21 protein-coding genes are annotated in these 22393 nt (G+C 67.8%); 13 read left to right on the top strand and 8 right to left on the bottom strand.

Annotated elements, in window-relative coordinates; all coding sequences use genetic code 11:
• The first annotated feature begins 8 nt into the window (after positions 1 to 8).
• The 3 genes from H289_RS0124860 (at position 9) to H289_RS0124850 (ending at position 3078) form a co-directional block, all read left to right on the top strand.
• A complete protein-coding gene (locus tag H289_RS0124860; protein WP_020103556.1) occupies positions 9 to 1118 on the top strand; it encodes an adenylate/guanylate cyclase domain-containing protein in 1110 nt (369 codons plus the stop codon).
• A 14-nt stretch (positions 1119 to 1132) separates the two neighbouring features.
• Positions 1133 to 2638: a leucyl aminopeptidase gene (locus tag H289_RS0124855; protein WP_029105704.1), complete on the top strand. Its 1506-nt coding sequence runs from the start codon at positions 1133 to 1135 to the stop codon at positions 2636 to 2638.
• 92 nt (positions 2639 to 2730) lie between these two features.
• Positions 2731 to 3078, top strand: a complete 348-nt coding sequence (locus tag H289_RS0124850) for a hypothetical protein (protein ID WP_155944258.1) — start codon at positions 2731 to 2733, stop codon at positions 3076 to 3078.
• 16 nt (positions 3079 to 3094) lie between these two features.
• Here H289_RS0124850 and H289_RS31315 read toward each other — a convergent pair whose 3' ends face one another.
• The gene (locus H289_RS31315; protein WP_081633548.1) at positions 3095 to 4030 is read right to left on the bottom strand and encodes an alpha/beta fold hydrolase; all 936 of its coding nucleotides are present in this window, start codon (positions 4028 to 4030) and stop codon (positions 3095 to 3097) included.
• A 191-nt stretch (positions 4031 to 4221) separates the two neighbouring features.
• Here H289_RS31315 and sucB point away from each other — a divergent pair, with 191 nt between their 5' ends.
• Genes sucB through H289_RS0124820 form a run of 5 tightly spaced genes read left to right on the top strand, consistent with a single transcriptional unit; the run spans position 4222 to position 9343 of the window.
• Entirely contained in the window at positions 4222 to 6012 is a 1791-nt protein-coding gene (gene sucB, locus H289_RS0124840) for a 2-oxoglutarate dehydrogenase, E2 component, dihydrolipoamide succinyltransferase (RefSeq protein WP_020103552.1), read from the top strand.
• Between the two features lie 4 nt (positions 6013 to 6016).
• Positions 6017 to 6925 carry a TIGR01777 family oxidoreductase gene (locus tag H289_RS0124835; protein WP_020103551.1) on the top strand — a complete coding sequence of 303 codons (909 nt, stop codon included), beginning with the start codon at positions 6017 to 6019 and terminating at the stop codon, positions 6923 to 6925.
• A gap of 25 nt (positions 6926 to 6950) precedes the next feature.
• On the top strand, positions 6951 to 7643 hold the full coding sequence (gene lipB, locus H289_RS0124830) for a lipoyl(octanoyl) transferase LipB (protein ID WP_020103550.1): 693 nt from the start codon (positions 6951 to 6953) through the stop codon (positions 7641 to 7643).
• Positions 7640 to 8572, top strand: a complete 933-nt coding sequence (gene lipA, locus H289_RS0124825) for a lipoyl synthase (RefSeq protein WP_020103549.1) — start codon at positions 7640 to 7642, stop codon at positions 8570 to 8572. Before lipB ends, lipA begins: the two co-directional genes overlap by 4 nt.
• A gap of 15 nt (positions 8573 to 8587) precedes the next feature.
• On the top strand, positions 8588 to 9343 hold the full coding sequence (locus H289_RS0124820) for a DUF4191 domain-containing protein (RefSeq protein ID WP_020103548.1): 756 nt from the start codon (positions 8588 to 8590) through the stop codon (positions 9341 to 9343).
• Between the two features lie 52 nt (positions 9344 to 9395).
• Here the strand turns inward: H289_RS0124820 and H289_RS0124815 are convergent, their stop codons facing one another.
• Positions 9396 to 9887, bottom strand: coding sequence for an RDD family protein (locus H289_RS0124815; RefSeq protein ID WP_029105703.1), 492 nt, complete (start codon positions 9885 to 9887; stop codon positions 9396 to 9398).
• A 168-nt stretch (positions 9888 to 10055) separates the two neighbouring features.
• Here H289_RS0124815 and glnA (H289_RS0124810) point away from each other — a divergent pair, with 168 nt between their 5' ends.
• Together glnA (H289_RS0124810) and H289_RS0124805 are read left to right on the top strand one after the other, a co-directional pair.
• Positions 10056 to 11492: a type I glutamate--ammonia ligase gene (gene glnA / locus H289_RS0124810; protein WP_020103546.1), complete on the top strand. Its 1437-nt coding sequence runs from the start codon at positions 10056 to 10058 to the stop codon at positions 11490 to 11492.
• Positions 11493 to 11719: 227 nt separating this feature from the next.
• Positions 11720 to 12046 (top strand): darcynin family protein, encoded by a 327-nt coding sequence (locus tag H289_RS0124805; protein ID WP_020103545.1) that lies wholly within the window; start codon positions 11720 to 11722, stop codon positions 12044 to 12046.
• A gap of 68 nt (positions 12047 to 12114) precedes the next feature.
• On the opposite strand, the gene H289_RS0124800 is transcribed toward H289_RS0124805, so the two are convergent.
• Positions 12115 to 12558: an SRPBCC family protein gene (locus tag H289_RS0124800; protein WP_020103544.1), complete on the bottom strand. Its 444-nt coding sequence runs from the start codon at positions 12556 to 12558 to the stop codon at positions 12115 to 12117.
• Between the two features lie 138 nt (positions 12559 to 12696).
• On the opposite strand from H289_RS0124800, the gene H289_RS0124795 reads away from it, so the two are divergent.
• Positions 12697 to 13113, top strand: coding sequence for a DoxX family protein (locus tag H289_RS0124795; RefSeq protein ID WP_020103543.1), 417 nt, complete (start codon positions 12697 to 12699; stop codon positions 13111 to 13113).
• Here the strand turns inward: H289_RS0124795 and H289_RS0124790 are convergent, their stop codons facing one another.
• The 4 genes from H289_RS0124790 to glnA (H289_RS0124775) are packed head-to-tail and all read right to left on the bottom strand — an operon-like array spanning position 13114 to position 18941.
• Positions 13114 to 13968: a TIGR03619 family F420-dependent LLM class oxidoreductase gene (locus H289_RS0124790; protein ID WP_020103542.1), complete on the bottom strand. Its 855-nt coding sequence runs from the start codon at positions 13966 to 13968 to the stop codon at positions 13114 to 13116.
• Complete coding sequence (locus tag H289_RS0124785) at positions 13965 to 14603, bottom strand: PaaI family thioesterase (protein ID WP_036421429.1); 639 nt, start codon at positions 14601 to 14603, stop codon at positions 13965 to 13967. Before H289_RS0124785 ends, H289_RS0124790 begins: the two co-directional genes overlap by 4 nt.
• Positions 14604 to 14608: 5 nt before the next feature.
• Complete coding sequence (locus H289_RS0124780) at positions 14609 to 17569, bottom strand: bifunctional [glutamine synthetase] adenylyltransferase/[glutamine synthetase]-adenylyl-L-tyrosine phosphorylase (RefSeq protein WP_036421446.1); 2961 nt, start codon at positions 17567 to 17569, stop codon at positions 14609 to 14611.
• Between the two features lie 28 nt (positions 17570 to 17597).
• The gene (gene glnA / locus H289_RS0124775; protein WP_020103539.1) at positions 17598 to 18941 is read right to left on the bottom strand and encodes a type I glutamate--ammonia ligase; all 1344 of its coding nucleotides are present in this window, start codon (positions 18939 to 18941) and stop codon (positions 17598 to 17600) included.
• A 337-nt stretch (positions 18942 to 19278) separates the two neighbouring features.
• On the opposite strand from glnA (H289_RS0124775), the gene H289_RS0124770 reads away from it, so the two are divergent.
• Positions 19279 to 20478, top strand: a complete 1200-nt coding sequence (locus tag H289_RS0124770) for a 3-ketosteroid-9-alpha-monooxygenase, oxygenase component (RefSeq protein WP_020103538.1) — start codon at positions 19279 to 19281, stop codon at positions 20476 to 20478.
• Entirely contained in the window at positions 20475 to 21677 is a 1203-nt protein-coding gene (gene hsaA, locus H289_RS0124765) for a 3-hydroxy-9,10-secoandrosta-1,3,5(10)-triene-9,17-dione monooxygenase oxygenase subunit (protein WP_029105702.1), read from the top strand. Before H289_RS0124770 ends, hsaA begins: the two co-directional genes overlap by 4 nt.
• A 77-nt stretch (positions 21678 to 21754) precedes the next feature.
• On the opposite strand, the gene H289_RS0124760 is transcribed toward hsaA, so the two are convergent.
• Positions 21755 to 22393, bottom strand: a 639-nt coding sequence (locus H289_RS0124760; protein ID WP_020103536.1) for a cytochrome c oxidase subunit I, incomplete at its 5' end; no start/stop codon positions are given.

The raw sequence follows: 22393 nt of genomic DNA, 5'->3' as shown, positions 1-22393 counted from the left end.
CTCGTCTCGTGGTCGATTTCGACGCGTTGGAAGCCGCGGGCATCGCCGATGCGCGCCGGCGCGCGCCGCTCATCGAGTATCTGGACAGCCTGGGACTCTCCGCTGAGCAGATGATCGAGGCCGAGAAGCAAGGCCGGCTGTTCGGGCTGGCGGGCGACGTCGTGCAGTGGTCGGGGCAGCCCAGACACAGCTTGGCCGATGCCGCGAGCGTGCTCGGGGTACCGGTGGCCGACGTTCAACAGACGTGGGCGGTGCTGGGCCTGAAAGCCTCCGACCCGACCGCGCCGACGCTCTCCGACGCCGACATCGAGGCACTGCGCACCTGGGCGGACTTGCGGACCACGATCGGCGACGACGCCGCGTGGGGATTCCTGCGGGTCGTCGGTACCAGCGTGGCACGGATGGCCGAGGCGCTGGCGTCGATGAGCCGCACCGGTCTGCCCGACCTCGACCTGGCCCAGACCCACGACGAACTCGTCACCGCGCGCGCCTATCGGGCGGCGGCCCAGTTCATCCCGCGCATCGGCGGCATGATCGAGGCCGTCCACCGCCACCATGTCGCCTCCGCCAGAGAGTATTTCGACGCGATCGACCACCGTGAAGCGTCAACGGTGGTGTGCGGCATCGGGTTTGCCGATCTGTCCAACTTCACGCAGCTCACGCAGCGCCTGGCACCGGACGATCTGACCAGCCTGCTGAACGAGTTCAACGCCATCACCAACGATGTGGTGCACGCCGACGGTGGCCGGGTGATCAAGTTCATCGGCGATGCGGTCATGTGGGTCAGCGCGACACCCGAATCGCTGGCGCGGGTCGCGGTCGACCTGGTACACCATCCCCGGCCGAAGATGGCCCACATCAGCGTGCGGGCCGGCCTGAGCTTCGGGCCGGTGGTGGCCACCGGCGGCGACTACTTCGGCAACGCGGTGAATCTGGCGGCCCGCCTGGTCGCCGCGGCCGAGCCCGGGCAGATTCTGGTGGCCGCGCCCTGGTACGACATGCCGGGCAAATGGCCCGTCGCGCCACGGGAGCCGTTGGTGCTCAAGGGCTTCAACGACCCCGTGACCGCGTTCGAGGTGTGTGCAGAGGCTGAGCAGGCGGCCCGACTGGCACAGTGACTAGGGTGGGCCTGGTGAGCAGCGCACCCGGTTACCAGTCCCCCGCCGTCACCGTCGCATCCGCCCTGCCGTCCGACCTGGACGCCGCGGTGCTGATCGTGCCGGTCATCACCGGCGACAACGACGAGGCCACGGTCCTGGCCAACCCGTTCCTGGACGCCGAAGCCACCGGTGAGATCGAGGTGGCACTGAAGGCCCTGGGCGCGAAGGGCTCGACCGAGCAGGTGACGCGAGTGCTCGTCCCGTCGCTGCCGGTGGCCAGCGTGCTGACGGTCGGCCTCGGCAAGGACCGCGACGAGTGGCCGGCCGACGTCATCCGCCGCGCCGCGGGCGTGGCGGCGCGCTCCCTCAACGGCACCGAGACGGTCGTGACCACACTGTCCGAGCTGGATGTGGCGGCCGCCGTCGAGGGCCTGATCCTCGGCGCCTACCGCTTCTCCGAATTCCGCAGCGCCAAGACCGCCCCGAAGGAAGCCGGTCTGACGGCGCTGACGGTGCTGTCCACCGCTGACGACGCCGAGACCGCCGCGGCCCGGGGCGTCGACGTCGCGACCGCCGTGGCGACCGCCCGCGACTTCGTCAACACTCCGCCGAGCCACCTGTACCCGGGCGAATTCGCCAAGCGCGCAAAGGCTTTGGGCAAGTCGGCGGGCCTCGAGGTGGAGGTGCTGGGCAAGAAGGAACTGGAGGACGCCGGATTCGGCGGCATCGTGGGCGTCGGCAAGGGCTCGTCCCGCGGGCCACGCCTGGTGCGGCTGACCTACCGTTCCGGCAAGAAGGACGCCAAGAAGGTGGCGCTGGTGGGCAAGGGCATCACCTTCGACACCGGCGGCATCTCGATCAAGCCGGCCGCCAACATGCACCACATGACCTCCGACATGGGCGGTGCCGCGGCCGTCATCGCGACCGTCGTGCTGGCGGCGCGCCAGAAGCTGGCGGTCGACGTCACCGCCACCGTGCCCATGGCCGAGAACATGCCGTCGTCGACGGCGCAGCGGCCCGGCGACGTCCTGACCCAATACGGCGGCACCACCATCGAGGTGCTCAACACCGACGCCGAGGGCCGGCTGATCCTGGCCGACGCCATCGTCCGCGCCTGCGAGGACAACCCCGACTATCTGATCGAGACGTCGACGCTGACCGGCGCGCAGCTCGTGGCGCTCGGCACGCGTACCCCGGGCGTCATGGGTAGCGACGAGTTCCGCGACCGGGTGGCCAAGCTGTCGCAGGGAGTCGGCGAGAACGCCTGGGCGATGCCGCTGCCCGAGGAGCTCAAGGACGACCTGAAGTCGACGGTCGCCGACCTGGCGAACGTCAGCGGCGCGCGCAACGCCGGCATGCTGGTGGCCGGGGTGTACCTGCGCGAGTTCGTCGCCGACGGCGTGCAGTGGGCGCACCTCGACGTCGCCGGCCCGGCCTACAACACCGGCGGCCCCTGGGGCTACACCGGCAAGGGTGGCACCGGCGTCCCGACCCGGACCATGTTCGCGGTCCTGGAGGACATCGCCGCCAACGGCTAGGTCCGCCAAGACGACGACAATGCGGTAGCTGGATCAGCTCCAGTTACCGCATTTCCGGCGCGCACGCCCGCTCAACGGCACAAAATTCCTGCATGAATAAGTTGATTCAGGCGACTGCGGTCACAGCCACCGTTATCGGCATGGAATTAGCCGGAGTAAGCGGCGCCGCGCAGGCGCTAGCCGATCCCGAAGACGAGGACATCATCGCCGACCAGTTGTGTCCCTTCCGGAACGTCATCGATCGGCTGGGCGGCGACGATCAGTGCGACCCCGGGTTCGACAACGGCGACAACAACGGTGGCGGGCTGTTCTACAACAACGGCATGCCGTGCGACAGCGTCGCGTTCCAGAACCCGGCCTGCAATCCCACGGTCAACGTGAACGTGAACCACGAGGGCGAGGTCACGCACAACGTCAACGTCAACGGCGACCACCCCTGACGCCGGCCGAACGGACCTAGCCGGCTTTGCTGCCGACCTGAGCCAGTTGCAGCTCCGGCGTGGGCGCGGCGCCGGTCACGTGCTCAGCGAGTTCACGGGCGGTGGTGGCGAGCAGCTCCGGATGCGACATCGGCGACCAGTGTCCCGACTCGATGTCCCGGCGCCACAGCTGCGAGACCCATTGGGGCGTCTCGTCGTACAGGTACGGGCGCACGAACTGGTCGCCGCGGTTGACGATCACCTGCACGGGCACCTTGACGTAGTGGTCGCGCCGGCCCTTGAACAGCGTGCGCCAGTAGTTGGCCGGGTACACCTTGAGGCTGTTCGCGGCGTCGGTCGCAAAGGTGTCCGAATGCCGAATCTGGTTGTCGGACATGCCATCGAGACGCTTGAGCAACTGCGGGATGATGGTCGGCACGCTGGCGCGCACCAGGACTCGCGCCACGAGCGGGATCGAGAAGAAACCCTGGTACGTCAACCGCAGGAACTGCGACACCGATTGCAGAAACCGCACCGGCCGATACGGGCGCTTGAGACCGTCCATGATGAAGCGCCGGGTGTGGTCGGCGCTCGGCCCCGAGGTCGAGGTGAACGACGCGACGCGGTCCACCGACTCCGGTCGCGACAGGTACTCCCAGATGCCGACCGACCCCCAGTCGTGGGCCAGGACGTGGACCTTCTCGCCGGGCGCCAAGGCGGCGATGACGGCCGCGAAGTCGTCGGCGTAATGCGCCATGGTGTACGACGAAACCTTCTTGGGCACACCGGAATTGCGCGATCCGCGGTTGTCGTAGCGGATCACCCGGTACGTGTCGGCGAGGTGCGGCACCGTGGCGTCCCACATGTCGTGCGAGTCCGGCCAGCCGTGTACCAGCACCATCACCGGACCGTCGGGGTTGCCCTCTTCGTAGGTCGCGATCCGCGTCCCGTCGGCACTGTCCACAAACTGCATCGCCACACCTGCCTGACCTCAAAGTATCCCGTACCGCCGGTACTGGTTTGAATGCGACAGTAGCCTGCTCAGCGAGGGTGTCAACACAGCGGGACAAAGTCCCGACCCGCCCCTCCTCGACTGCGCGAGCATGACAGGATGGGCTCTGTAGACATTCGAAGTGACGAGCGACTTTTCGAGGAGTCAACGTAATGGCCATCTCCGTCCAGATGCCCGCACTCGGTGAGAGCGTTACCGAGGGGACCGTCACTCGATGGCTCAAGCAGGAGGGCGACACCGTCGCGGTCGACGAGCCCCTGCTCGAGGTGTCCACCGACAAGGTCGACACCGAAATCCCGTCGCCGGCAGCCGGTGTCCTGACCAAGATCGTCGCGCAGGAAGACGACGTGGTCGAGATCGGCGGCGAGCTCGCCGTCATCGGTGAGGCCGGAGAGGCCCCCGCACCGTCGGCCCCCGAGCCCGCCGCGGCGCCCGCGCCGGAGCCCACCCCGGCCCCCGAGCCCGCTGCAGCGGCTCCGGCTCCGGCCCCCGAAACTCCCGCTCCCGCGCCCGCTTCGGCTCCCGCCCCGGCAGCCTCCGACGCGACCGACGCCACCTCGATCGTGATGCCGACGCTCGGCGAGTCAGTCACCGAGGGCACCGTCACCCGCTGGCTCAAGAAGGTCGGCGACTCCGTCGAGGTCGACGAGCCGCTGGTCGAGGTCTCGACCGACAAGGTCGACACCGAAATCCCGTCGCCGGTCGCCGGCGTGTTGCTGTCCATCACCGCCGACGAGGACGACGTCGTGTCCATCGGTGGCGAGCTCGCCAAGATCGGTGCCGCCGGTTCGGCTCCGGCCGCCGCTCCAGCCCCGGCCGCTCCGGCGCCGGCTCCGGCACCCGAGCCCGCCGCCGCACCGACGCCGCCTCCGGCTCCCCCGGCCCCGGCCGCACCCACCCCGCCGCCGGCCCCCGCGCCCACTCCCGCCCCGGCTGCCCCGGCCCCCGCTGCCGCAGCTCCGGCCGCGCTGTCCGCCGCGTCCGACGACGCCAGCCCGTACGTCACCCCGCTGGTGCGAAAGTTGGCTGCCGAGAACAACGTTGACCTAGCTTCGGTGCAGGGCACCGGTGTCGGCGGTCGCATCCGCAAGCAGGACGTGCTCGCCGCGGCCGAGGCCGCCAAGGCGCCGGCCGCACCTGCCGCCGCCGCACCCGCTGCCGCCCCGGCAGCTCCGGCCGCCAAGGCCCCGGCCGCCGCGCCGGCTCCGGCCCTGGCGCACCTGCGTGGCACCACGCAGAAGGCCACCCGGATCCGTCAGATCACGGCCAAGAAGACGCGTGAGTCGCTGCAGACCACGGCGCAGCTGACGCAGACCCACGAGGTCGACATGACGCGCATCGTCTCGCTGCGGGCGCGTGCCAAGAACTCGTTCGCCGAGCGCGAGGGTGTGAACCTGACCTACCTGCCGTTCATCGCCCGCGCGGTGATCGACGCGTTGAAGATCCACCCGAACGTCAACGCCAGCTACAACGAGGAAACCAAGGAGATCACCTACTACGACGCCGAGCACCTCGGCTTCGCGGTGGACACCGAGCAGGGCCTGCTGTCGCCGGTCGTGCACAACGCCGGTGACCTGTCCCTCGGTGGCCTCGCCCGCGCGATCGTCGACATCGCCGACCGCGCCCGCTCGGGCAACCTGCGGCCCGACGAGCTGGCCGGCGGCACCTTCACCATCACCAACATCGGCAGCCAGGGCGCCCTGTTCGACACCCCGATCCTGGTTCCGCCGCAGGCGGCCATGCTCGGCACCGGTGCCATCGTCAAGCGGCCGCGGGTCGTCGTGGACGAGGGCGGCAACGAGTCGATCGGTGTCCGGTCGGTCTGCTACCTGCCGCTGACCTACGACCACCGCCTGATCGACGGCGCCGACGCCGGACGGTTCGTGACCACCATCAAACGTCGTCTCGAAGAGGGTGCGTTCGAGGCCGACCTGGGGCTGTAATCCCATGGCGCACGCGGTCATAGCCATCGCGGGCTCGTCGGGACTCATCGGTTCCGCACTGGTGTCGGCGCTGCGCGCGACCGACCATCGGGTGGTGCGCATCGTGCGCCGCCAGCCGGCCAACGCCGACGAGGTCTACTGGAACCCCGACGCCGGCGACTTCGACTGGCGCGCACTGCGCGACGTCGATGCCGTGGTCAACCTGTGTGGGGTGAGCATCGGGTCCCGCCGTTGGTCGGGAGCGTTCAAGCAGAGCCTGCGTGACAGCCGGATCGTCCCCACCGAGGTGCTCACCGACGCCGTCGTCGACGCCGGGGTGCCAGTGCTCATCAACGCCAGTGCCGTTGGCTTCTATGGCAATACGCGGGACCGGATCGCCGACGAGCAGTCCCCCGCCGGCACGGGCTTCCTGGCCCGGCTCTGTCTGGACTGGGAGGCAGCCACGCGGCCGGCCGCCGATGCCGGTGTCCGGGTCGTGCTCGCGCGCACCGGTCTGGTGCTGGCACCGGCGGGCGGCATGCTGGCCCGGCTCCGTCCGGTCTTCGGGCTCGGCCTGGGTGCCCGGCTGGGCAGTGGGCGCCAGTACATGCCGTGGATCACGCTCGAGGACGAGGTGCGGGCCCTGCTGTTCGCGCTGAATCACGACGACCTGTCCGGCCCGCTGAATCTGACGGGCCCGGCGCCGGTGACCAACGGCGAGTTCACCGAGGCACTGGGACGCGCCCTGCACCGCCCCACCCCGCTGCTGATGCCCGGTTTCGCGCTGCGCGCCGCGCTCGGCGAGTTCGCCGAGGAGGGACTGCTCGGCGGCCAGCGGGCCATTCCGGCCGCGCTGGAGGACGCCGGCTTCGAGTTCCATCAGCGCACCATCGGCGAGGCGCTGTCGTACGTCACCGCCCCCAACGCAGCGTGACTCCGGCAGGCGTAGCGTCAATTCGGTGACGATCCGATCTGCCGGCGGCCCGATCGACGTGCGCCGCCTGGGCACCATCGACTACAACGACGCCTGGGACCTCCAGCGCGAGCTCGCCGCCGCCCGTTCCGACGAGCGCGGCAACGACACGCTGCTGCTACTCGAGCACCCGCCCGTCTACACGGCCGGACGCCGCACCGAACCGCACGAGCGGCCGGTCGACGGCACTCCCGTCATCGACACCGACCGCGGCGGCAAGATCACGTGGCACGGTCCCGGGCAGCTGGTGGGCTATCCGATCATCGGCCTGGCACAGCCGCTCGACGTGGTGAAATTCGTTCGGCTGCTTGAGGATGCGCTGATGTCAGTGTGCGCCGAGCTCGGTCTGGAGACCATCCGGGTGGACGGCCGGTCCGGCGTGTGGTTGCCGGCCGACGGCCTGCGGCCCGAACGCAAGATCGCCGCCATCGGCATCCGCGTCGCCCGCGGCACGACGCTGCACGGCTTCTCCCTGAACTGCAACTGCGACCTGCGCGCGTTCGGCGGCATCGTCCCGTGCGGCATCGCCGACGCGGGCGTCACGTCGCTGACGAAGGAGCTGGGCCGCGAGATCACGCCCGAGGACGTCATCGACCGGGTGGCATCGGCGGTGTGCGCGGCACTCGGCGCTACGTCCGACAAGGCGCTCGGCGCCGCGGCACTAACATCGACACCATGAGCGTCGATCCCGGTAACCGCAAGCTGCTCCGCCTGGAGGTCCGCAACGCGGAGACGCCGATCGAGCGCAAGCCGCCGTGGATCAAGACCAAGCTCAAGATGGGCCCCGAGTACAAGGACCTCAAGAGCCTGGTCAAGCGCGAGGGCCTGCACACGGTGTGCGAAGAGGCCGGCTGCCCCAACATCTACGAATGCTGGGAGGACCGCGAGGCCACCTTCCTGATCGGCGGTGAGCAGTGCACGCGCCGCTGCGACTTCTGCCAGATCGACACCGGCAAGCCCGCCGACCTGGACCGCGACGAGCCACGCCGGGTCGCCGAGAGCGTGCACACCATGGGCCTGCGGTACTCGACGATCACCGGCGTGGCCCGCGACGACCTGCCCGACGGCGGCGCCTGGCTGTACGCCGAGACGGTCCGCCAGATCCACGCACTCAACCCGAACACCGGTGTCGAGCTGCTGGCGCCCGACTTCAACGGCGTGCCCGCACTGCTCGAGGAGGTCTTCGACTCGCGCCCAGAGGTGTTCGCGCACAACGTCGAAACCGTGCCGCGCATCTTCAAGCGCATCCGCCCGGCGTTCCGCTACGAGCGGAGCCTGGGCGTCATCACCGCCGCCCGCGACTACGGCCTGGTGACCAAGAGCAACCTGATCCTCGGCATGGGTGAGACGCCCGAGGAAATCCGGGTGGCCCTGCAGGACCTGTACGACGCGGGCTGCGACATCGTCACCATCACGCAGTACCTGCGTCCGTCGCCGCGGCACCACCCCGTCGAGCGGTGGGTGCGGCCGGAGGAATTCGTCGAGCACCAGCAGTTCGCGGAGGGTCTCGGGTTCGCCGGCGTCCTGGCCGGACCGCTGGTCCGGTCGTCCTACCGGGCCGGGAAGCTGTACGCCCAGGCTGCCCGGTTACGGCCACCGGTTTCCTGAATCTATCCTGGTGGCATGGCGAAGACCACCAATCCTGCCGCTGTGAAGGCTGCGAAGGCCGAGGCGAAGGCGGCCCGCAAGGCCGCCTCGAAGCAGCGCCGCGCCCAGCTCTGGCAGGCGTTCCAGATTCAGCGCAAAGAGGACAAGCGGCTGCTGCCGTACATGATCGGCGCGTTCGTCCTGATCGTGGCGCTCGCCGTCGCGATGGCCGCGTACTCCGGTGGCATATTCAGCTGGATCACGCTGCCCATCCTGGGTGTGCTGCTCGGCGCGCTGATCGCGTTCATCATCTTCGGCCGGCGGGCGCAGAAGTCGGTCTACAGCAAGGCTGATGGCCAGACCGGCGCGGCGGCCTGGGCGCTGGACAACATGCGCGGCCAGTGGCGGGTCACGCAGGGCGTCGCCGCCACCGGCAGCTTCGATGCCGTGCACCGGGTGGTCGGCCGGCCGGGTGTGATCTTCGTCGGCGAGGGTTCGCCGCAGCGCCTGAAACCGCTTCTGGCGCAGGAGAAGAAGCGCACCGCGCGGCTGGTGGGCGAGGTGCCGATCTACACCATCGTGGTCGGTAACGAAGACGATCAGGTACCGCTGGCCAAGCTGGAACGGCACCTGACCAAGCTGCCCGCCAACATCACCACCAAGCAGATGGACGCGCTCGAGTCGCGTCTCGCCGCCCTGGGTTCCAAGCTGGGCCCCGGCGGTCTGCCCAAGGGTCCGCTGCCCGCCGGCGCCAAGATGAAGGGCATGCAGCGCACCGCACGTCGTAAGTAGGGATTTGTGCACGATTTTCCGCGGTCAGCGCGGAAAATCGTGCACAAATCCCTCACCGGCGCAGGACGGCGGTGTTGGTCAGCCGGTCCTGCAGCCCGCGGCCGTCGGCGTCGGTGAGCAGCGCGGGCACGGCCAGCAGCACCAGCAGCATGCGCACGAAGGCGCGGCCGATTCCGACGTACTGGCTCCGGCCGACGGACACGACGCGCAGTCCCAGTGCGAACTGGCCCGGCGTGAAGGTGAAGAGCCGCACCGAGACCGTGCCGACGACGATCCAGGCGATCACCGCGGGCGTGCCGTGCCAGACGTATTGGTATTCGTATTCGCTGAGCCCGCCGAACACCACGCTCAGGGTGCCGAGGCCGTAGCAGATCAGCCAGTCCACCAACAACGCGGCGAATCGACGGCCGAATCGGGCGAGGGAACCGGGGCCGGATTCCGGCAGACCGAGGGCTTTACCCGGGTACGAAGACTCATCAACGGGGCGCTGCGATTCGGGCCCGGACAGCCACGAACCGAGCCGAAATTCATCAGCACCTGCCATGGTGTCAGGATAGGCGTGCGCGCTCGTGCAACCGAACCGCGCGGTGTGTGGTCGGAGGTTCCATGAACCACCGATCGCGTAACGTCCGCGAAACATACGGTTGATTGGCGTGCAACATCGTGTCCCTAGGTTCAACCGCGGGTAACACCAGTAAAGGAGATCACTTACGTGGCAGAAAAGACGTCTGACGACATTTTCAAGCTGATCAAGGACGAGAACGTCGAGTACGTCGACATCCGTTTCTGCGATCTGCCTGGTGTTGTCCAGCACTTCTCGATCCCGGCTTCGGCGTTCGACGAGAGCGTTTTCGAAGACGGCCTCGCGTTCGACGGTTCGTCCGTGCGCGGCTTCCAGTCGATCCACGAGTCCGACATGATGCTGCTGCCGGATGCCAACACCGCGCGCATCGACCCGTTCCGCGCCGCCAAGACGCTGAACCTGAACTTCTTCGTGCACGACCCGTTCACTCGCGAGGCGTACTCCCGCGACCCGCGTAACGTCGCGCGTAAGGCCGAGAACTACCTGAAGAGCACCGGCATCGCCGACACCGCGTACTTCGGTGCCGAGGCCGAGTTCTACATCTTCGACTCCGTGGCCTTCGACTCGAAGATCAACGGCACGTTCTACGAAGTCGACTCCGAGTCGGGCTGGTGGAACAGCGGCGAGCCCTTCGAGGCCGACGGCTCCCCCAACCGCGGTTACAAGGTCCGCCCCAAGGGCGGTTACTTCCCCGTCGCGCCGTACGACCATTACGTCGACCTGCGCGACGAGATGTCGACCAACCTGATCAACGCCGGGTTCACCCTCGAGCGCGGCCACCACGAAGTCGGCACCGCCGGCCAGGCCGAGATCAACTACAAGTTCGACACGCTGCTCGCCGCGGCCGATGACGTGCTGCTGTTCAAGTACATCATCAAGAACACCGCGTGGGCGAACGGCAAGACCGTCACCTTCATGCCGAAGCCGCTGTTCGGCGACAACGGCTCGGGCATGCACGCCCACCAGTCGCTGTGGAAGGACGGCAAGCCGCTGTTCCACGACGAGTCCGGCTACGCGGGCCTGTCCGACATGGCGCGCCACTACATCGGCGGCATCCTGCACCACGCCCCGTCGCTGCTGGCGTTCACCAACCCGACGGTGAACTCCTACAAGCGCCTGGTGCCGGGCTACGAGGCCCCGATCAACCTGGTGTACAGCCAGCGCAACCGCTCGGCGTGTGTGCGTATCCCGATCACCGGCAACAACCCGAAGGCCAAGCGCCTCGAGTTCCGTTGCCCGGACAGCTCGGGCAACCCGTACCTGGCCTTCTCGGCGATGCTCATGGCCGGTATCGACGGCATCAAGAAGAAGATCGAGCCGCTGGCCCCGGTCGACAAGGACCTCTACGAGCTGCCGCCGGACGAGGCCGCCAACATCCCGCAGGCCCCGACCTCGCTGGCCAGCGTCATCGACAAGCTCGAGGAAGACCACGACTACCTCACCGAGGGTGGCGTGTTCACCGAGGACCTGATCGAGACCTGGATCTCGTACAAGCGCGAGAACGAGATCCTGCCGGTGCAGATTCGCCCTCACCCGTACGAGTTCTCGCTCTACTACGACTGCTGAGTCGCGAGCACAAGAACTGCCCCTCTCCTCCGGGAGAGGGGCAGTTTTGCGTCTACTGACTGTGCGGCCCGGCCGCGCCCTTGCCCGACACCAACAAGTACGGTAGCCTAACCATCGCGAGCAGCACTGCTCGCGGTGCTGACAACCTCACAGGTCAACGGAGAGATTCGTTGGCCTTTTTCGTTTCTCTCCAGCCCTATTCACAAGCGAGAGAACGAGGTTCACCCATGTTCACGGTTTTCATGTTGGTCAAGACGAATCCCGAGTGGCTCGGTTTCCCGGTGGCCAAACGGTTCGACGAACTCACGCTGCACCTGCAGCCGATCCTCGACCGCCACCCGGCGGTCAACTTCAAGTGGATCGACACCGAGTTCTACACCGCCCGGGTCACCGACGTCTGGATGTGGGAGGCTGCCGACCAACACCAGTACGAACTCGCGGTCGAAGAGCTCCGCGAATCACCCCTGTGGGACCGGTATTTCGCCGTCGTCGAGATCCTGCCCGGCGTCGCGAACGCCTACGCGGACAACTACGGCAGGACCGCGGTCGGATAACCAAGGGCCCCAACAAAACTGTCCCTCTTCCGAAGAAGAGGGACAGTTTTGCGTCTGCTCACCAGTTTTCAGGCAGGCAACCGCTGCAGCAGCCGAACCATGGAATCGAGGAACGCGTTGTACCCCTGCTCCAGCGCGGCGCGACCCTCGGCGGGCCAGCCCGGCGTCGGCTGCACCAGGGTCAGTTCGGTGCCGCCGTCGGTCGGCCGCAGTGTCGCCGTGACCGGCAGCCGGTCCGGGTTCTCGGGTTCGTCGGTGAGGTCGAACACCACCCGGTTCGGCGCGTCGAGTTCGAGAAAGCTGCCCGCCCAGTGCTTGAGCGTGCCATCGGGCAGGTGCATGACGGCCCGCCACTGGCCACCAATCCGTACGTCCATCGCGAGCGTGTCCAGCGGCACGTCAACCTGGTCGGTGCCGAACCAGGTCGCGAAGTACTCGGGTGTGACGAACAGCGAATACACCTGCTCCTGGGGTGCAGCGAAGGTCCGGACGAGGGTCACCGCATCGGTCATACGTCTTCTCCTGGGTCGTGTCGGGTTTCGATACTGCCGCACGGGTCGGACACCAAACCGATGACGGTCCGATAACGCCACCGCCGCAAAGGCTGACGCACGTCGGCGCCAGGGCGCGACGCCCCCTAGGATCAACCCATGGCTCAGACTGACATCGAATCCCGGCTCGACGCTGTCGCTCCCATCGTCCTGTCCGTTTTCCGGATAGTCATCGGCTTCCTGTTCACCATCCATGGCGCCACCACGCTGTTCAAATGGCCCGTCGACACCAATCCCGGCGTGGCCGCACCGGATTTCGGCAGTTTCCCGGGCTGGTACGCCGGCGCCATCGAGCTGATCGTCGGCATCCTGATCTTCACCGGCCTGGCCACCCGCATCGCCGCCTTCATCGGTTCCGGCGAAATGGCTTTCGCCTATTTCATGGCGCACCAGCCGAAGGGCCTGCTGCCCATCGAGAACGGCGGCGAGCCGGCGGTGCTCTACTGCTTCGCGCTGTTCCTGCTGGTGTTCACCGGCGGCGGCGCGATCGCCCTGGACTCGCTGCGTAAACGCTAGTTACAGCCCCAGGTCCACACGAAACCGCTTGAGTCCATCGATCTTCTCGGCCAGCGTGGCCGTGGGACCGCTGTAGAACATCCACGGCATCGTGACGTTGCCCGTGATGCCGGCCTGCGCGGCGCGCTCGAAATGCTCCGGCAGATAGGCATCGGCCAGCGGCGTCAGGATCTCGAAACCCTCCAGCGGTAAACCATTTTCGACGCGCAGTTCGCGCACCCGGGTCGCGGCGGCGACGGCCTGGTCGGTGGTGATCAGATCGCCGATCCAGCCGTCGTTGCGCGCGGCCCGGCGCAGGGCGATCTCACTGAGCCCGCCGACGTAGATGGGCACCGGCGGCGGCGTCGGCTCCATCTCGAGCCGCGGCACCTGGTAGAACTCCCCGTCGAACGATGTCCAGCCTGGTTGCCACAGCTGCCGGATCAGCTCCAGCATCTCGTCGGTGCGCGTGCCGCGACGCTCGAAAGGCTGACCCATCAAAGCGAATTCGTCGGCACACCAGCCCACGCCGACGCCGAACTCCACCCGGCCACCGGACAGACAGGCCGCGGTCCCGACCGACTTCGCGACCGAGAACGGGTCACGCATCCCCGGGATGTACACCGTCGTCACGAATTTCACCCGGCTGGTCACCTGCGAAAGAGCGCCGACCAGCACCCACGGATCCGGCCAGTGCGTGAACGGCTGCCACCGCCGCTGTCCGTCGGGGGTGTACGGGTAGGGCGTGCTCAGCGTCTCCAGGTTCACCACATGGTCCGGGATGGCGATGCCGTCGTAGCCGAGTTCGTCTGCAGCCCGGGCGATCTCGGTCAGCTCGCTGACGTCGAGGAACGCCAGGCTGACGTAGAACTTCACCCGCGCGCCCAGGAGGGCCTGATGAAGATGCCGTCGGCCTCGACGGTGACGCCGTCGGCATCCGACAGCGTGCCGCGGGCGAACGTCTTGACGCCGTCGACGCGGTCGATCCAGGCCTCGGCCCGCACCGGTCCCTGCTTGGTGCCCCGCAGGTACCGCAGTGTGATGGTGCCGGTGAAATGCGGCTTGGTCAGTCCGTCGCTGGCGGATTCGCCGAGAATGTGGTCGAGCACCAGCGCGCAGATGCCGCCGTGCACCAGGCCGGGCGGCCCTTCGTAGGGCAGGCCCAGTTCGAACTCTGCCCAGCACCGGCCGCCGGCCCCCTCCCCGCCCTCATGGTGGATCTCCATCGGCGGGGCGATCGCATTGCGCACGCCCACAGCAGGATTCGTGTAGGCAAGCGGACGTCCGGTGTCCGCGTTCCGCAGCGTCGAGGTGCTGTTGTGCTGCACCCTCACGAGCCGCTCGGTGACCCCTTCGATCGCCGCCTGCGCCTCGGCGATGGTGGCCTCGTCGACACCGGTCCGGATGCCGGCATCGATCAGCCGGCGCACCGCATCGGTGAACGGCCGGTACACCGCAAGCTGACGCTCATATTCGGCATCGCTGATCACGTCGAACGGAAAATCACTCACGCTGCCTACTCCCCAAACACCTTGCGCACCACGGTTTTGGCACGACGAGTCACGCGCAGATAGTTGTCCAGGAAGGCGCCGCCGTCGCCGCTCGGCCAGCCGGCCGCCACCGCGACCGCGTTGAGCTGACGGCCCGGCCCGGGCAGTTGGTCGGTCGGCTTGCCACGCACCAGCACCAGGGCGTTGCGCGCGCGGGTCGCCGTCAGCCAGGCCTGCCGCAGGATGTCCGCCTCGTCGCCCTCGATCAGCTGGGCCGCCTCGATGGCATCCAGTGCTTCCAGCGTCGAGGTGTTGTGCAGCGTGGGAACCTGGTGCGCGTAACGCAATTGGAGCAACTGCACCGTCCACTCCACGTCGGCCAGGCCACCGCGGCCCAACTTCGTGTGCGTGTTGGGGTCGGCGCCACGCGGCAACCGTTCGGCGTCGACGCGGGCCTTGATCCGCCGGATCTCGCGCACCGCGTCCACCGAGAAGCCACTGGACGGGTACCGGGTCTTGTCCACCATCAGCAGGAACCGCTCGCCCAGCTCCAGGTCACCCGCCACCCGGTGCGCCCGCAGCAGGGCCTGAATCTCCCACGGCTGCGCCCACTGTGCGTAGTACGACTCGTAGGACGCCAACGTCCGCACCAGTGAGCCGTTCCGGCCTTCCGGCCGCAGCCCGGCGTCGACCTCCAGCGGCGGGTCGCTGCTGGGCTGTCCCAACAACGTCCGCACCTGTTCGGCGACCCCGATCGCCCAGCGCACGGCAGCGGACTCGTCCGCCCCGGCGGGGCCCTCGACGGACTCGCACACGAACATCACGTCGGCGTCCGACCCGTAGCCCAGTTCGCCGCCGCCCAACCGGCCCATGCCGATGACAGCGATGCGCGCCGGCGGGCCATCGGGTCCCGAGCGCGCCCGGATCACCGCGTCGAGTGCGGCCTGCAGCACCGCGACCCACACCGATGTCAGCGCCTTGCAGACGTCGACCACCGACAGCAGGCCCAGCAGGTCGGCCGACGCCACGCGCGCCAGTTCCCGACGACGCAGGGTGCGCGCCGCGGCGATGGCCCGGACCGGGTCGGCGTGCCGCCCGGCCGAGGCGACCAGCGCGCGGAACACCGCATCCGGTTCCACCTCAAGGAGTTTCGGCCCCTGCGGACCGTCGGCATACTGCTGCAGGACTTCCGGCGCCCGCATCAGCAGCTCCGGCACATAGGCCGATGTGCCCAGCACCCGCATCAGGCGCTTGGCGACGGCGCCCTCGTCACGCAGGGTGGACAGGAACCAGCGCTGGTCCCCCAGCTCCTCACTGATCCGCCGGTACGCCAGCAGACCGGCGTCCGGATCCGGGGTGTCCGACAGCCAGTCCAGCAGCGTCGGGAGCAGCACCTGCTGCACCGTGCCGCGGCGGCCGCTGGCACTGGTCAGCGCGGCCAGGTGCGTCAGGGCGCTCTGCGGGCCTTCGTAACCCAGTGCGGCCAACTGCCTTTCGGCCGCGGCGGTGGTCAGGCTCGGACCGAACTGGTTTCCTACTTCCAGCAGTGGCTGATAGAAGAGCTTGGCGTGCAGGCGGGACACCCGTGTGTTCTGCCGCCGCAGGTCCTCGCGCAGGACCCCGAGTGCGTCGTGCTGTCCGTCGGGCCGGATGTGCGCCGCGCGCGCCAGCCAGCGCCACGCTTCGTCGTCGCCGTCCTCGGGCAGCAGGTGGGTCCGCTTGAGTCGCTGCAGCTGCAGCCGGTGCTCCAACAGCCGCAGAAATTCATAGGACGCAGTGAGATTCGCGGTGTCGTCGCGGCCGATGTAACCGCCGGAGCCGAGCGCCGCCAGGGCGTCGACCGTCGAGGCGACGTGCAGCGACTCGTCGTTGCGGCCGTGCACGAGTTGCAACAGCTGCACCGCGAACTCGACGTCCCGGAGGCCGCCCTTGCCCAGTTTCAGTTCCCGGGTACGTACCCCGGCGGGCACGAGCTCCTCGACGCGGCGGCGCATGGCCTGTACGTCGGGCACGAAATCCTCACGGTCACAGGCGGTCCAGACCATCGGCATCAGCGCGTCGATGTACTGCTCGCCCAGCTCGGCATCGCCGACGGCCGCCCGGGCCTTCAGAAGCGCCTGGAATTCCCAGGTTTTGGCCCAGCGCTGGTAGTAGGCGACGTGCGACTCCAGGGTGCGGACCAGCTGGCCGGCCTTGCCCTCGGGCCGCAGCGCCGCGTCGACCTCGAAGAAGGTCTCACCGGCGAACCGCATCATCTCGCCGGCCACCCGGGTGGTCACCGAGTCCGCCGCCTCCGCCACGAAGATGACGTCGACGTCGCTGACGTAATTCAGTTCGCGCGCACCGCATTTGCCCATCGCGATGACCGCGAGCCGGGGACCGGGTTCGTCGCCGCACACCGTCCGGGTGGCGACGACCAGTGCCGCCCCGAGCGCCGCGTCGGCCAGGTCGGACAGGTGCTCCCCCACCGTGACGTACGGCAGCACCGGCTCGTTCTCGACCGTCGGCGCGACGTCCAGCGCCGCCAGCACCAGGATGCGGTCCCGGTAGTAGGTCTGCAGTGTCGCGGAAGCCGTTGGGGTACCGGCGACTTCGGCCGCCAGCCGTTCGAAGTCCTCAAGCAGCTCGGCGCGCGATGGCAGCGTGATGTCGCCGCGCAGCAGTCGCCACGAAAGGGGATGCGCGACGAGGTGATCGCCCAGGGCCAGCGACGAACCCAGCACGGCGAACAGCCGGCCCCGCAGCGCCGTGTCGGTCACCAGCAGCGCGCTGAGTTCGGCCCAGTCGCCCTCGAGGGCGTCCGCGATCCGCACCATGGCGCGCAGGGCGCTGTCAGCGTCCGGGGCGCGCGACAGCGACCACAACAACGGGACGTGCGCGTCGGTGTTCCAGCCGAGCCGGTCGAGATCGGCCCGCGCCGTGGGCGCCACCAACCCGAGGCGCCCGACGCTGGGCTGTGTGGGGCGCTGCGTCGCGGGGTTGGGCACCACCCGACGTTAGCGCACCGTCACGGCGTTACAGCGACAGGTATTCCTTGAGTTCGAACGGTGTCACGTGGCTGCGGTAGGTCTCCCACTCGCTGCGCTTGTTCCGCAGGAAGTAGTCGAAGACGTGCTCTCCCAACGCCTCGGCGACGAGTTCGGACTTCTCCATCTCGGCGAGCGCCACACCGAGGCTGCTCGGCAGCTCCTTGTAACCCATCGCGCGCCGTTCCTCGGGCGTCAGGTTCCAGACGTTGTCCTCTGCCTGCGGCCCCAGCTCGTAGCCCTTCTCGATGCCGCGCAGGCCGGCAGCCAGCAGCACCGCGAACGCCAGGTACGGGTTGCATGCCGAGTCGGGGCTGCGCACCTCGATACGGCGCGACGACGCCTTGCGCGGCGTGTACATCGGGACCCGGACCAGAGCGGAGCGGTTGGCCGCACCCCACGACGCGGCCGTCGGGGCCTCGCCGCCGTGCACCAGACGCTTGTAGGAGTTCACCCACTGGTTGGTGACGGCGCTGATCTCACTGGCGTGCGTCAGGATGCCGGCGATGAAGGACTTCGCGACGTCCGACAGCTGCAGCGGGTCATCGGCGCTGTGGAAGGCGTTGGTGTCGCCCTCGAACAGGCTCATGTGCGTGTGCATCGCCGAGCCCGGGTACTGGCTGAACGGCTTGGGCATGAAGGTGGCCCGCACGCCTTCGTTGATCGCGACTTCCTTGACCAGGTACCGGAAGGTCATGACGTTGTCGGCCATCGACAGGGCGTCGGCGTACCGCAGGTCGATCTCCTGCTGGCCGGGTGCGCCCTCGTGGTGGCTGAACTCGACCGAGATGCCCATGGACTCGAGCGCCTCGATGGCGTGCCGGCGGAAGTTCGGGGCCGAGTCGTGCACGGCCTGGTCGAAGTAGCCGTTGTTGTCGGCCGGCACCGGCACCGAGCCGTCGTTGGGACCGGGCTCCAGCAGGAAGAACTCGATCTCGGGGTGCACGTAGCACGAGAAGCCGAGATCGCTGGCCTTGGCGAGCTGCCGGCGCAGCACGTGCCGCGAGTCGGCCCACGACGGCGAGCCGTCGGGCATGGTGATGTCGCAGAACATGCGGGCCGAGTAGTGCTTGCCGGTGCTCTTGGTGGTCCACGGCAGCACCTGGAACGTGGACGGATCGGGGCGGGCCACCATGTCGGCCTCGGAGACGCGGGCGAAGCCCTCGATGGCGGAACCGTCGAAGCCGATGCCCTCTTCGAAGGCGCCTTCCAGCTCGGCCGGCGCGATCGCCACGGACTTGAGGTATCCGAGCACGTCGGTGAACCACAGCCGGACAAAGCGAATGTCGCGTTCTTCCAGCGTGCGCAGCACGAATTCCTTCTGGCGATCCATGTCCGCAGCGTAGGCAGCAGCTGTTAAATCCGTGTTACCAAGCGGACTCTCTTCGGCATGTTTCGCCGGTGATCTGCCTCGCGGAATCCCAGATGCGCACGGCCGGCCGGAGGTCTCCGCCACGTGTCGCCCAGTGGCCGTCGGCATTCCGCTACTCGGCCGGTTCGGCGGCAGGCCGATCTACGGGACCCCGTTCCGCTGAAACGTGCCATATGTGCGGCCAGGTGCCCGCAAGAAAGTAGAGCCATTAGTCCCTATATCAAGCTTCTGCCTGGCCATACGGTGACCAATCGACGGTTTAAGGAACGCGTTCTAGTAAGACGCCACTCGCCTGGAGGTGACGGAATTGACCAATTCGACGAGCGCCGATGTCCGTGAGATCGATATCGGCACGCCGCCCACACGGTTCGCCAGAGGCTGGCACTGCCTGGGATTGCTGTCGGAGTTCACGGACGGCAAGCCGCATTCGATCAGCGCGTTCGGAACGAAGCTGGTGGTCTTTGCCGACAGTGCGGGGGTTCCGCACGTCCTCGACGCCTATTGCCGCCATCTCGGTGGCGACCTGTCGCAAGGTCAGATCAAAGAGGACGCCGTCGCATGTCCGTTCCACGACTGGCGATGGGACGGCAACGGCCGCTGCGCGCAGGTGCCCTATGCGAAACGCGCTCCCCGGCTGGGACGGACCCGGGTGTGGACATCACGTGTCCGGGCAGGCCTCCTCTTCGTGTGGCATGACCCCGAGGGCTCGGCACCGTCACCGCACCTCGACATCCCCGAACTACCGGAGTTCGGTGACGAGGGCTGGACGCAATGGTCTTGGCGCACGGAGCTGATCGGTTCAAACTGCCGAGAGATCGTCGACAACATCGTCGACATGGCGCACTTCTACTACATCCATTTCGGGTACCCGACCTACTTCAAGAACGTGTTCGAAGGGCACATCGCGTCCCAGTATCTCCGGACGATCGGCAGGCCCGACGTGAACTTGGGTGGATCGCACTACGCGGGCGAACAGATCCTCGACTCCGAGGCGTCCTACTTCGGACCTTCGTTCATGATCAACCGGCTGCACAACAGCTACGGCGGCTACCGGGTCGAGGCCATCCTGGTCAACTGTCACTATCCGGTCACATCGGATTCCTTTGTGCTGCAATGGGGAATCATGGTGCGCCGCCCCGAGGGGCTGCCCGATGGAGCGACCACGATGCTGCTGCGTGCGTTCACCGACGGCGTCAGCAAGGGCTTCCTGCAGGACGTCGAGATCTGGAAGAACAAGACGCGCATCGACAATCCGCTCCTCGTCGAGGAAGACGGGCCGGTCTACCAACTCCGACGGTGGTACGAGCAGTTTTACGTCGATGCCGCCGATGTCACCCCAGACATGACCGATCGCTTCGAGTACGAGGTGGATACCACTGCCGCCAACGAGTTTTGGCGCGCTGAAGTCGCGGAGAACCTACGACTGCGAGAAACCCCGACCCCGGTCACGACGGACCGCGGTCCCAACCAACCCAGCCTCGGAAGGACAGTTCAATGACTGCAATTGAGCAAGGTATTGCCCAGACGGTGCGCGACAGCCAGTCAGTGCTGGCTGGCGTCGACGAACTGTTGCCATTGCTCCGCGACCGCGCCCAGCTCACCGAGGACATCCGCGCGATCCCTGACGAAACACTTTCGGCGCTCGAAGACGTCGGGTTCTTCAAGCTGTTGCAGCCCGCCCAGTGGGGTGGCTTGCAGTGCGACCCCACCGTCTACTTCGAGGCGGTGCGCAGACTGGCCAGCGCGTGCGGTTCCACGGGCTGGGTGGCCGGTGTACTCGGCGTGCACAACTGGCATCTGGCGCTGTTCGATCAGCTGGCCCAGGAAGACGTCTGGGGTGACGACTCGACCGTCCGCATCTCCTCGTCCTACGCCCCGATGGGCTCCGCCACGATTGTCGACGACGGCTATGTGGTCAATGGCTCGTGGCAATGGTCGTCCGGCTCCGCACACGCGACGTGGGCGTTCCTCGGTGGCCCGGTCATCAAGGACGGCCACCCGGTCGACTTCGGCAGCTTCCTGATCCCGCGCACCGAATACACCATCGACGACGTCTGGAACGTCGTCGGCCTGCGGGGCACCGGCAGCAACACCATCGTCGTCAAGGACGTCTTCGTGCCCCGGCACCGCTTCCTGTCCTACAAGTCGATGAACGACGGCACCGCCGGCGGCTACCAGACCAACACCGCCCCGGTCTACAAGATGCCGTGGGGCACCGTGCACCCCACCACCATCTCCGCCCCCATCGTCGGCATGGCCTACGGCGCCTACGCCGCGCACGTCGAACACCAGGGCAAGCGCGTCCGCGCCGCGTTCGCCGGCGAGAAGTCCAAGGACGACCCGTTCGCCAAGGTCCGCATCGCCGAGGCCGCCAGCGACATCGACGCCGCCTGGCGTCAGCTCATCGGCAACGTCGCCGACGAGTACGCCCTGCTGGTCGCCGGCAAGGAGATCCCGTTCGAGCTGCGGGCCCGCGCCCGCCGTGACCAGGTGCGCGCCACCGGCCGCGCCATCGCCTCCGTCGACCGGCTCTTCGAAGCCGCCGGCGCCACCGCCCTGGCCAACGGCACCCCGCTGCAGCGTTTCTGGCGCGACGCCCACGCCGGCCGCGTGCACGCCGCCAACGAGCCCGAGCGCGCCTACCTGATCTTCGGTAACAACGAGTTCGGTCTGCCCCCGGCCGACACCATGGTCTGAGGGTCGCAGCACGGAGGTGAAAGCCGAAGCCGCCCCGGCGAGTGCCGGGGCGGCTTTCGTTTGTCGGTGTCGCCCGTCTAGTCAGCGGGATGGCTTCGACCGATGTGCGCTTCGGCGCGCATCCGCTCGACCATGTGCGGGTAGTGCAGCTCGAACGCCGGGCGCTCCGAACGGATGCGGGGCAGCTCGGTGAAGTTGTGCCGCGGCGGCGGGCAGCTGGTGGCCCACTCCAGGGAGTTGCCGTAGCCCCACGGGTCGTCGACCACGACGGGCTCGCCGTAGCGCCAGCTCTTGAACACGTTCCACACGAAGGGCAGGGTGGACAGTCCGAGGATGAAGGCCCCGATGGTGGATATGACGTTCAGCGTGGTGAAGCCGTCGGAGGGCAGGTAGTCGGCGTACCGGCGCGGCATGCCCTCGTCACCGACCCAGTGCTGGACCAGGAAGGTGGTGTGGAAACCGATGAAGGTCAGCCAGAAGTGCAGCTTGCCCAGACGCTCGTCGAGCAGACGGCCCGTCATCTTCGGGAACCAGAAGTAGATGCCCGCGTAGGTGGCGAACACGATGGTGCCGAACAGCACGTAGTGGAAGTGCGCGATGACGAAGTAGCTGTCCGTCACGTGGAAGTCCAGCGGCGGGCTGGCCAGCAGCACGCCCGACAGACCACCGAGCAGGAAGGTGATCAGGAAGCCGACCGAGAACAGCATCGGCGTCTC

It is taken from the genome of Mycobacterium sp. 360MFTsu5.1, assembly GCF_000383495.1.
GTDB lineage: Bacteria > Actinomycetota > Actinomycetes > Mycobacteriales > Mycobacteriaceae > Mycobacterium > Mycobacterium mucogenicum_B.
The sequence above is the reverse complement of the archived record's forward strand: the minus strand, read 5'-3'. Positions and strand labels throughout refer to the sequence as shown.

Coding starts and splice junctions, on each gene's coding strand:
- sucB (WP_020103552.1), top strand. CDS start 4,222: ATGGCCATCTCCGTCCAGATGCCCGCACTCGGTGAGAGCGTTACCGAG.
- H289_RS0124815 (WP_029105703.1), bottom strand. CDS start 9,887: ATGGCAGGTGCTGATGAATTTCGGCTCGGTTCGTGGCTGTCCGGGCCC.
- H289_RS0124805 (WP_020103545.1), top strand. CDS start 11,720: ATGTTCACGGTTTTCATGTTGGTCAAGACGAATCCCGAGTGGCTCGGT.
- H289_RS0124835 (WP_020103551.1), top strand. CDS start 6,017: ATGGCGCACGCGGTCATAGCCATCGCGGGCTCGTCGGGACTCATCGGT.
- H289_RS0124800 (WP_020103544.1), bottom strand. CDS start 12,558: ATGACCGATGCGGTGACCCTCGTCCGGACCTTCGCTGCACCCCAGGAG.
- hsaA (WP_029105702.1), top strand. CDS start 20,475: ATGACTGCAATTGAGCAAGGTATTGCCCAGACGGTGCGCGACAGCCAG.
- H289_RS0124820 (WP_020103548.1), top strand. CDS start 8,588: ATGGCGAAGACCACCAATCCTGCCGCTGTGAAGGCTGCGAAGGCCGAG.
- H289_RS0124850 (WP_155944258.1), top strand. CDS start 2,731: ATGAATAAGTTGATTCAGGCGACTGCGGTCACAGCCACCGTTATCGGC.
- H289_RS0124795 (WP_020103543.1), top strand. CDS start 12,697: ATGGCTCAGACTGACATCGAATCCCGGCTCGACGCTGTCGCTCCCATC.
- glnA (WP_020103539.1), bottom strand. CDS start 18,941: ATGGATCGCCAGAAGGAATTCGTGCTGCGCACGCTGGAAGAACGCGAC.
- lipA (WP_020103549.1), top strand. CDS start 7,640: ATGAGCGTCGATCCCGGTAACCGCAAGCTGCTCCGCCTGGAGGTCCGC.
- H289_RS31315 (WP_081633548.1), bottom strand. CDS start 4,030: ATGCAGTTTGTGGACAGTGCCGACGGGACGCGGATCGCGACCTACGAA.